The sequence below is a fragment of the Porphyrobacter sp. TH134 genome (assembly GCF_002855495.1).
Lineage (GTDB): Bacteria > Pseudomonadota > Alphaproteobacteria > Sphingomonadales > Sphingomonadaceae > Erythrobacter.
This window is the reverse complement of sequence record NZ_PKRO01000066.1, coordinates 1-8,546: the sequence shown is the minus strand read 5'-3', so window position 1 is coordinate 8,546 and position 8,546 is coordinate 1. Positions and strand designations below refer to the sequence as shown.

The 8,546-nt window shown below is 64.3% G+C and carries 8 protein-coding genes and 1 pseudogene; 7 read left to right on the top strand and 2 right to left on the bottom strand.

Features of this window, described 5'->3' with window-relative positions:
- Positions 1–107: 107 nt before the first annotated feature.
- The 4 genes and pseudogenes from C0V72_RS15525 to C0V72_RS15510 form a co-directional block, all read left to right on the top strand.
- Positions 108–566, top strand: a pseudogene (locus C0V72_RS15525) (N-6 DNA methylase); the annotation flags it as partial.
- Positions 567–1,134: 568 nt separating this feature from the next.
- A complete protein-coding gene (locus tag C0V72_RS15520) occupies positions 1,135–1,323 on the top strand; it encodes a hypothetical protein (RefSeq protein WP_101795043.1) in 189 nt (62 codons plus the stop codon).
- Positions 1,320–1,703 carry a DUF3768 domain-containing protein gene (locus C0V72_RS15515; RefSeq protein ID WP_233999986.1) on the top strand — a complete coding sequence of 128 codons (384 nt, stop codon included), beginning with the start codon at positions 1,320–1,322 and terminating at the stop codon, positions 1,701–1,703. The genes C0V72_RS15520 and C0V72_RS15515 overlap by 4 nt, the downstream gene beginning before the upstream one ends.
- Before the next feature lies 1 nt (position 1,704).
- Entirely contained in the window at positions 1,705–2,112 is a 408-nt protein-coding gene (locus tag C0V72_RS15510) for a hypothetical protein (RefSeq protein ID WP_101795042.1), read from the top strand.
- Positions 2,113–2,161: 49 nt separating this feature from the next.
- Here the strand turns inward: C0V72_RS15510 and C0V72_RS15505 are convergent, their stop codons facing one another.
- On the bottom strand, positions 2,162–2,992 hold the full coding sequence (locus C0V72_RS15505) for an HNH endonuclease (RefSeq protein WP_101795041.1): 831 nt from the start codon (positions 2,990–2,992) through the stop codon (positions 2,162–2,164).
- 234 nt (positions 2,993–3,226) lie between these two features.
- Here C0V72_RS15505 and C0V72_RS15500 point away from each other — a divergent pair, with 234 nt between their 5' ends.
- Positions 3,227–3,469 (top strand): hypothetical protein, encoded by a 243-nt coding sequence (locus tag C0V72_RS15500; RefSeq protein WP_101795040.1) that lies wholly within the window; start codon positions 3,227–3,229, stop codon positions 3,467–3,469.
- Between the two features lie 97 nt (positions 3,470–3,566).
- Here C0V72_RS15500 and rtcR read toward each other — a convergent pair whose 3' ends face one another.
- The gene (gene rtcR / locus C0V72_RS15495) at positions 3,567–5,162 is read right to left on the bottom strand and encodes an RNA repair transcriptional activator RtcR (RefSeq protein WP_101795039.1); all 1,596 of its coding nucleotides are present in this window, start codon (positions 5,160–5,162) and stop codon (positions 3,567–3,569) included.
- Positions 5,163–5,434: 272 nt separating this feature from the next.
- Between rtcR and C0V72_RS15490 the strand changes: the two genes are divergently transcribed.
- Together C0V72_RS15490 and C0V72_RS15485 are read left to right on the top strand one after the other, a co-directional pair.
- Complete coding sequence (locus tag C0V72_RS15490; protein ID WP_101795038.1) at positions 5,435–6,991, top strand: vWA domain-containing protein; 1,557 nt, start codon at positions 5,435–5,437, stop codon at positions 6,989–6,991.
- A gap of 735 nt (positions 6,992–7,726) precedes the next feature.
- On the top strand, positions 7,727–8,482 hold the full coding sequence (locus C0V72_RS15485; protein ID WP_324761553.1) for an RtcB family protein: 756 nt from the start codon (positions 7,727–7,729) through the stop codon (positions 8,480–8,482).
- Positions 8,483–8,546: the final 64 nt, after the last annotated feature.

Here is an 8,546-nt window from a genome sequence, read left to right as displayed (position 1 = left end):
GCTCGGGCTACGCCCTCCCAGCGCTCGCCAAGGCGCGGATCAAGTGGCCTGATTTTGCGCCGCCCAATGGCCGACTTTTACTCCGCCGTTGACACAGGGGCGGCAAGGAAGCTGAAATCCGTAGGAAATTGCTAAAGGACGGCCATATCGACACCGTCATCGGTCTGCCCGCCAACCTGTTCTATTCCACCGGCATCCCTGTGTGCATCCTGGTGCTGAAGAAGTGCAAGAAGCCTGATGACGTGCTGTTCATCAACGCGGCGGAGCATTTCGAGAAGGGCAAACGGCAGAACAATCTGACCGACGAGCATATCGAGAAAATTGTCTCGACCTATCAATTCCGCACAGAGGAAACCCGGTTTTCCCGCTGCGTGCCGATGGAAGAGATTGAAGGGAACGATTTCAATCTCAACATTTCCCGGTACATAAGCACGGCGACAGCGGATGAGGAAATCGACTTGGGCGCGGTCCATGACAGGCTGACAAAGGCGGAGAGCAGAATTGCCTCCGCCATCAGCGATCACAACGTATTCTTGAAAGAATTGGGGTTGCCCTTGTTGCCCTAAACGAACTCAATTTGACCGGATGGGCGCTTGTTGCCGGCCGTTTTGATGCAATGCGCTAATTCTGGATTTGGTCGTCCGGTTCGCTACCCTGCCGGGCAACCTGCTCTATCCGCTGGCGCGGACCCGGCCTGTAGTCCCGGCCCATCCGGGTGACGATCAGGAGCGGGTGCAAGCGGAGCGGGAGTTTCTGGCGGACGCGCTCTGTCCCGCATGGCCTGTGGCCATGCTCCTGAGGGCGCGGTGTTCCTGAGCTGACCCGCAGGCGCTCTTGCCTCTCTCATTGGCGGACGCCCGCTGGCCCACTTGGCCCGCGCGCAGGGCGTCCGGCGGCTTCGCGCCGTGCAAGGGCGCCGTTCTTGTGCGGATCGCTGCTGCGATCCTTGAGGGGAACGCCAAGGGCTTTGCCCTCTCGTTCCCAAACCCCAATCGACACCCCCGTGTGGCGGGCTTCGCCCGCTGGCCCGCGCCAGGACATCGATTGGGGTTTTCCCTCCCCCTCCCATCCTCGCCGGAAGGCAGAGCCGCATGCCGCGTGACGGATGCGGCTTTGCCGGATGGAGTTTGGACCATGGGTGACCTGATCTTGAATTATCGCGCATGCGGGGCCGAGTGCCGGGAGGACTGGCTGCGCATGCTGGCGCATGACAACGGCTTGCCGCTGGTGGCGGTGCAGCAGCTGGCGGACGAGCTGGGCGAGCGCGAGGATTTTGGTGAGCTGGTCCGGCTGTGCGAGTACGGCGGGAGCATCGCGTCATGAGCGGCGCAATGTTGACGCGGGCCGAGCGGATTGCGCGGCTCAATGATCTGGCGCGCCGCGCCATGGGCCTTGCCTGTGTCGTCGTTGCGACCGAGGGGATTCGGGCCTTGCCCGAGGCGGATCAGTCGCGGCTGCGCGAGCTGGTCGAGACCTTCGATGTCTTCACGCCCGACAATGATCCCCATGGCGAGCGCGACTTCGGGGCGATCTATCAGGGGCTGGACGGTGTCTGGTCGACCTTGCGGCCTGTTGATGTTGCCGTGACCGTGTTCTGGAAGATCGATGCCTATGACCGCGATTTGTGTTCTGGCACCGAGGACCCTGCCGATCCCGCTGTGACTCGGCGGGTGCTGACCATCATGTTGGCGAGCGAGTATTGATATGGCTCGCCTGTCCTACACGGTGGAACCGTCGCGCCTTGCTTTCGGTGCGTGGTGCCATGCCAGCGAAAAGCAAATCGGCGAGGGCGATATCCGCGCCAGCTACAGTGCTGACCGAATCGGCATGGGTCAGCCTATCCGCAAGCCGTTCCAATACGCCGGAGACCTCTGGGTCTGTGTCGGCACAGGTCCTTCGGGAGTCGAGGCCTACCGGCTTGTGCACCCTTCCATCTATGGCGGCATAGCCCGCAGCTATCATGATCGGTGTCGGGATGGCGATCGCGCGCGCGGTGATCAGGCGGGTTTTTATGATGGCATTACCGTGCGCCATGCCGGGCGGGACCTTGTGATGGCCGGTCCGCCCGTCATGTTCTTCGCAGGCGAGGAGGCGCAGTTTTCCCTGTTCTGATGTGGTCGAGGGATGGGGGTCTGCAGCTCAAGGCGCGCCGCCTGACACATCAGGCGGCGCGCTGATCCACAAAGCAGTGTTCATTGTGCCAGTCGAGAAAGGCCGGCTCCGGATCGAACCGTGCCGCCGGTCGCAGCGTCGCTTTCTCGAATTGCTGGAAATAGTCGCGGGTCTCGCGGCTGCGGCTGTCGCGCAGCTGGCGCGAGACATGGATACGGCGGGCGCGGTCCACTGTGATCAGCCCGCGATCGAAGGCGCGGTCGAGCGTTGCCGACAGCAGCAGGCCATTGGCGGGATTGTGACGGTTCTGGCTGTCCTTGCCCCAGGGCATGATATGGCTGGCGGTCAGCAGGCGCGGATCGGCGATGCCGGTGATGCAGCACGTCTCTTCATAGTTGGCGAGCACCGCGCGGCGGAAGAAGTCCTGGCCGACGCGCTGGTTCACGATCGCCTGCGTGGTGGACTCGCCTTGCCACGGTTCGAACTTCCATGCGCTACGCTCTTGCCGGAGGGGCTGGTTGCTCGTTGGCAATAGCGGCGCGGCCGCCACCGAACGCTCGACCTGGCCGGCCCACAGCTGTTCAGCGCGGGACACGAGGCCGGACCAGTCCTGTCCGAACTCGGCATAGATGGTGCGGTCGCGCTTCGATGCGCCATCGAGTCCCTTGCGCCCGCTCTCGGTGATCTTGGGATCGAGGCTCGCGAAGTTGGCCAGCTTCATCGCGACCGACCCGTTGGTCCGTCCAATGGCAGCGGCCAGCGCTTGGATCTCCGGATTGCCCGAATGCAGCTGTCCGAACGGCAGCTGGAAATAGAGATACAGCGCGAGCACCGTCTCTTCTTCGCTCCAGCGTTTTCGCTCGGTGCCTTCCGTCGCCATGGCAGGGGTTTGGGGCAGAGCGCGGCGCGGCGCAAGCGAAGGTAGAGGCGGCCTTACTTTCCCTCGGTCTGGCGGCTTCGTTTTGCGCACCCGCACTGGCCGCGCGCGGTCGAGGGTCAATGTCCGGCCCGCGCCGGTTCCGGTCCGTCACCCGTGTTGGACATGACCCCACACCCTTTGCCGCGCGGCCTTGCTGTTTGGTGCAACGAGCCACCAACACGAAAGGAACATCCCATGGCCCGCACTACCCAAGCATCCGCACCCGCCAGCGCGCCCGAGCCCAAGGCTCCGGATTTCATCGCCTGGCATGTCAGCAATCGCGGCGACAAGGCCTTCTGGACCAAGGTCGGAGCCGCATGGTTCCACCGCGACCGCAAGGGCCTGTCGCTCCAGCTCGAAGTCGTGCCGATCAATGGCCGGATCGCGTTGCGGACGCCGCTCGACGACGAGACCAAGGACATGCAGCCGGGCGCCTAATGCCCGGCCTTGCAGGGAGGCAGCGGCTAAACAACCGCTGCCTTCCCTTAGTGTGATGCCCCACACCGCACGGTACTATGTTGGTGCCATCGAGCGCTCAGCGATGCGCTGCTGCGATCCCCGCCCAGTCTAGGCCCCACTTGGCGAGATACTTTCGTAGCCGGTCAGCATCATTGGTCGAACTGCGCTGGCGGCGTGAGGCAGAGAACAGGCGACGACCGGCTTCCGAGAGGCTCAGGCATTGTCGGCACACCGTCACGACGTATTCGAGCTGCACACGATCGAAAGGGTCGATGTCGGCGAGCCGCTCCGACCCCAGCAGCGCCTCAAGCCCCGGATTGTCCGACACCTCGCTGGACCACAGCCGCGCAAGGCGTCCGGTTTCGAGCACAACCGCATCCACATCGATCCTGCCGCCGTCGCTAAGCGTCGCCAGGCGGGTAACACTCGCTGCGAGGTCGCGAAAATTGCCTGACCATCGCGCGTCGGCACTGGTGGCAAAGGCAAGATAGCGGGCGCGCGCCTCCTTGTTGAAGGTGACGCGCGTGCCTTCGCGCTCGGCGAAGCGGTCCAGCTCGAAGTCGAGGTTGGGCTCGATATCCTCGCGGCGCTCGGCAAGGCCCGGAAGGGTGAAGGTCCAAAGGTTCAGGCGGGCAAAGAGATCGTCGCGGAAGGCTCCGGCAGCGACTGCACTCACCAGATCGCGGTTGGTCCCCGCGATCAGCTGGAACTCGCTCTTCGCCTCGCTGTCCGCGCCGACGGGAAGAAACCGCCCATCCTCGATCGCGCGCAGGATCATCGCCTGCTCGTCGAGGCCGAGTTCACCGATCTCGTCGAGGAACAGCACGCCCTTGTGGGCGCTCTTGAGCAAGCCCGGGCGATCCTGCACTGCACCAGTGAAGGCCCCCTTCTTGTGCCCGAACAGCGCCGACATCGCGCTGTCGCCCTTCAGCGTCGCGCAATTGACCTCGACGAAGGGACCGCTCACCTGATGGCGCAGCTTCTTGAGCTCATAGACCTTGCGCGCCAGCTGGCTCTTGCCCGCGCCGGTCGGCCCCATCAGCAGGATCGGCGCGCGGCTGCGCACTGCGACCTGCTCGATCTCCTCGATCATGCGGTTGAAGGCCGCATTGCGCGTGTCGATGCCGCTCTTGAGGAAACTGGCGCTTTCCTCGCTCGCTTCGGCAAAGCGAGTGGCGATGGAGTCATAGCGCGACAGGTCGAGGTCGATTGCGGCCCAGGTGCCGATCGGCTGCGGAAGCCCGCGGGCAGGCTGGGTCTGGAGCAGGCGGCCAGGCAGATATCGCGCCTCGGTCAGCAGGAACAGGCAGATCTGCGCGACGTGGGTGCCGGTGGTGATGTGGACAAGGTAGTCCTGCGTCTCGGGATCGAAGGGAAAGGCTCGCGCGAAGTCGAGGAGCTTGCCGTAGACCTCCTCGAAATCCCAGGCGTCGGCAAAATCCATGACATGCGGCACAACCTCGGTCTCGGGCGAGACAGAGCGAATATCCTCGGCAACGAACTCGGCGAGACGGCTGTGGTAGCTGCCGTGGATCAGCACGAAGCGATCGACCCTGAGATCCTCCTGCATGCAGATGCTGACCGTAGGCCGCCACTTGTTCCAGCGAGAAGGCCCGAACTTGGCGGCATCGAGTGTGGAGCCGAGAAAGCCGATGACGGTGGTGGGTTTCATCACAAGCAGCGATAAATGTTTATCGTAGGCGATACAAGTTTATCCATCTGGCTTGGAGGCGACAGATTGCCGCAGCTCTCGGATGTAGAATTTAGTCTCATGATATCAGATGGTTGAATATTAAATGCCCAGCCACGCGCAGGTTTGGCACGCGCCATGCTCTAGGAAAAGCGCCGGGCGGTCGAACACCCGGTGCCATGCAGGACAAGGGGCGGCCGGAATGGGCCGGCCGCCCAAAGCCCGGCAGAACGAATTCACGATGGAGTTGGACAATGGCCAACAAGACGCTCTTTTCCTCGGCGCTCGCGCGCTTCCTGCCGCGGGCCGACACGGTCAACGAGGCGGGCGGCAAGGCCTATGCCTATGGCCCCGAAGCCCTGCTTGCGCAGCTCGCCGCCACCGGCACGCTTTCGGACGGCTTCTATGCCCATGCCGAAGGGCAGCTCGCCAAGGCGCTCGAAGCAGCGCGCGCGGTCGATCCGCTGTGGGTCGCCAAGTGCGCGGTCTATGCGCGGCAGTCGGGCGCGATGAAGGACATGCCGGCGCTGCTTGCCGCGCTGCTCTCGGTCGTGGAGCCGGACCTGATGGTCCCGGTGTTCCGCCGTGTGGTCGACAATGGGCGGATGCTGCGCACCTTCGTGCAGATCATGCGTTCGGGCCAGGTCGGGCGAACCTCGCTCGGCTCGCGGCCCAAGCGGCTGGTCCGCGAATGGCTCGAGAATGCCTCGATCCGTCAGCTGATGCAGGCGGCGACCGGTAATGATCCGAGCCTCGCGGACATCGTCAAGATGGTCCACCCGGCCCCGGCCTCGGCCGAGCGGCGCGCGTTCTATGGCTGGCTGATCGGCAAGCCCTATGACGTCGCCGCGCTTCCGGCGGAGATCGCAGCGTTCGAGGCATGGAAGGCGGACCGTTCGCGGCCCCTGCCCGATGTGCCCTTCGAATGGCTGACCGCCTTCGATCTGACGCCCAAGCAATGGGCGGTGATGGCCGAGCGCATGGGCTGGCAGGCGCTGCGGATGAACCTCAACATGCTGGCCCGCAAGGGTGCGTTCCAGATCGACGGCGTGACCCAGGCGGTTGCGGCGCGGTTGGCGGACGCCGAAGCGATGGCGAAGGTTCGTCCGGCTCCGTACCAGCTAATGACCGCGCTCGGCCAGGTTGGCGAGGGCGTTCCGCTACTGGTGCAGGCGGCGCTGGAAACGGCGCTCGATGCCTCGCTGGCACGGGTGCCGAAGCTGGAAGGTCATGTCGTGGTGTGTCCGGACGTGTCGGGCTCGATGGGCTCGCCCGCGACCGGGTACCGCAAGGGTGCGACCTCGGTCGTCCGCTGCATCGACATCGCCGCGCTGGTGGCGGCCGCGATGCTGCGGAGCAATCCGCAGACCCGCGTGCTGCCGTTCGAGGTGGACGTGGTGCCGCTCAAGCTCGATCCCAAGGCACGGGTCGCGGTGAATGCCGCGAAGCTGGCCGGGGTCGGCGGCGGTGGCACCTGCGTGTCGGCGCCCTTGGCCCTGCTCAACCGCGAGAAGGCCAAGGTCGATGTGGTGGTGATCGTGTCGGACAACGAATCCTGGCTCGATCCCTCCCGGCGCGGGGCGACGGCGACGATGAACGAGTGGACCCGGCTGAAGGCCCGCAACCCGGGCGCGAAGCTGATCTGCATCGACATCCAGCCTTACGGCACGGCGCAGGCCAAGGATCGCAAGGACATCATGAATGTCGGTGGGTTCACCGACGCGGTGTTCGACACGATGGCGCGCTTTGCCAACGGGACGGCGCGCGACTGGACCCAAGTCGTCAACGAAGTGGAGATTGGAATGAACTGAACAGTGCGGCTCGCGGCGAATGCCGGGAAGGACTACATCCTGCAACGATGGTGGCTCTCAGCTGAGGGCGCCCGTCTTTCCCGATCCTCGTCGCCGCGGCCGCACCCTCTTTTGGGAAAGGGCCGGGGCAAATGCCGGTGGGACTACACCTCCACACGACAGGCCCGACGAGTAAAGCGCCTCATGGGAGCAATCCTGCGGGGAGATGCGGGTTCGAATCCCGCCGCCGGAACGTAGCTTAAGGGCCGTTGTCTCACCAACACTCGTTGCCCCGGCCTTTTCCCAAGCTCATGGCGAATGCCGGAAGGACTACATCGACTGTTAATCGCCTGGTCGCGGGTTCGAGTCCCGCCGGGCCCACCATCTATGGGCCCGTAGCTCAGTTGGTAGAGCAGGAACGTCTTTCCAAATCCTCGTCGCCGTGAGCCAAGATTTTTAACCCACGCTGGCGGATGCCGGCGGGACTACATGGGTCAGAGCGCCTGCGAGAGCAGGAGGTCGGCGGTTCGAAGCCGCCCCCGGGCAACCGGAGTAGCTCAGGAAAACGTCTCGCCAACCCCTCGCCGCCGGCACCAATGCAAAACGAACAGGCTGGCGAATGCCGGCGGGACTACATCGGTAAAGGCCGAAAGGCCGAGCGGTTCGACTCCGCCCCCGCGCGATCCGCAAGGAAAGCAACGGGATGTCTCGCCAAACCTCGTCGCCAGCACTTATGAAGGACAACAGGAGGTCGCGATGACCCAGACGACGTACGAGTTTCATCAGCCGGAAGGCGGAGCGCCGATCAAGATGTGGACGCGCGGCGTTCCCGTCGAAGATGAGGCGCGCGCGCAGCTCGCGCGGGCGGCGCAGATGCCGTTCATCTTCAAGCATGTCGCGGCCATGCCCGATGTCCACGTGGGGATCGGCGCAACCGTGGGCTCGGTGATTCCGACCAAGGGCGCGGTGATCCCGGCGGCGGTCGGAGTCGATATCGGCTGCGGGATGATGGCGGCGCGCACCTCGCTCGTCGCGAGCGATCTGCCGGACAACCTCGCAAGCATCCGCTCGGCGATCGAGGCTGCGGTGCCGCACGGACGCTCCGTCGGGCGCGGCAAGCGTGACAAGGGTGCGTGGGGCGAACCCCCGCGCGTGGTGGTCGACGCCTGGGCAATACTGGCCGAACGGTTCGGACGTATCGTCGCCAAGCATCCGCGCCTGCGCAACACCAACAACCTCATGCACCTCGGGACGCTCGGGACGGGCAACCACTTCATCGAACTGTGCCTCGACGAGGAACAGCGCGTGTGGGTGATGCTCCATTCCGGCAGCCGCGGGGTAGGCAACGCGATCGGGACGTTCTTTATCGAACTGGCCAAGCAGGATATGCGCAAGTGGCACATCAACCTGCCCGACCAGGATCTCGCCTACTTCCCGGAAGGGACCGACCATTTCGACGACTATGTCGAAGCGGTCGAATGGTGTCAATGGACACCCAGTGTTACGAGCTAAGGCGACACCCAGTGTTACGAGGTGTCTCGTTGTGACCGTGCGATGATTTCAGGGGCGGGGAGCA

What these genes read in the sequence shown, in the direction of transcription:
- C0V72_RS15520 (WP_101795043.1), top strand. Translation starts at nt 1,135, where the DNA reads ATGGGTGACCTGATCTTGAATTATCGCGCATGCGGGGCCGAGTGCCGG.
- C0V72_RS15515 (WP_233999986.1), top strand. Translation starts at nt 1,320, where the DNA reads ATGAGCGGCGCAATGTTGACGCGGGCCGAGCGGATTGCGCGGCTCAAT.
- C0V72_RS15510 (WP_101795042.1), top strand. Translation starts at nt 1,705, where the DNA reads ATGGCTCGCCTGTCCTACACGGTGGAACCGTCGCGCCTTGCTTTCGGT.
- C0V72_RS15505 (WP_101795041.1), bottom strand. Translation starts at nt 2,992, where the DNA reads ATGGCGACGGAAGGCACCGAGCGAAAACGCTGGAGCGAAGAAGAGACG.
- C0V72_RS15500 (WP_101795040.1), top strand. Translation starts at nt 3,227, where the DNA reads ATGGCCCGCACTACCCAAGCATCCGCACCCGCCAGCGCGCCCGAGCCC.
- rtcR (WP_101795039.1), bottom strand. Translation starts at nt 5,162, where the DNA reads ATGAAACCCACCACCGTCATCGGCTTTCTCGGCTCCACACTCGATGCC.
- C0V72_RS15490 (WP_101795038.1), top strand. Translation starts at nt 5,435, where the DNA reads ATGGCCAACAAGACGCTCTTTTCCTCGGCGCTCGCGCGCTTCCTGCCG.
- C0V72_RS15485 (WP_324761553.1), top strand. Translation starts at nt 7,727, where the DNA reads ATGACCCAGACGACGTACGAGTTTCATCAGCCGGAAGGCGGAGCGCCG.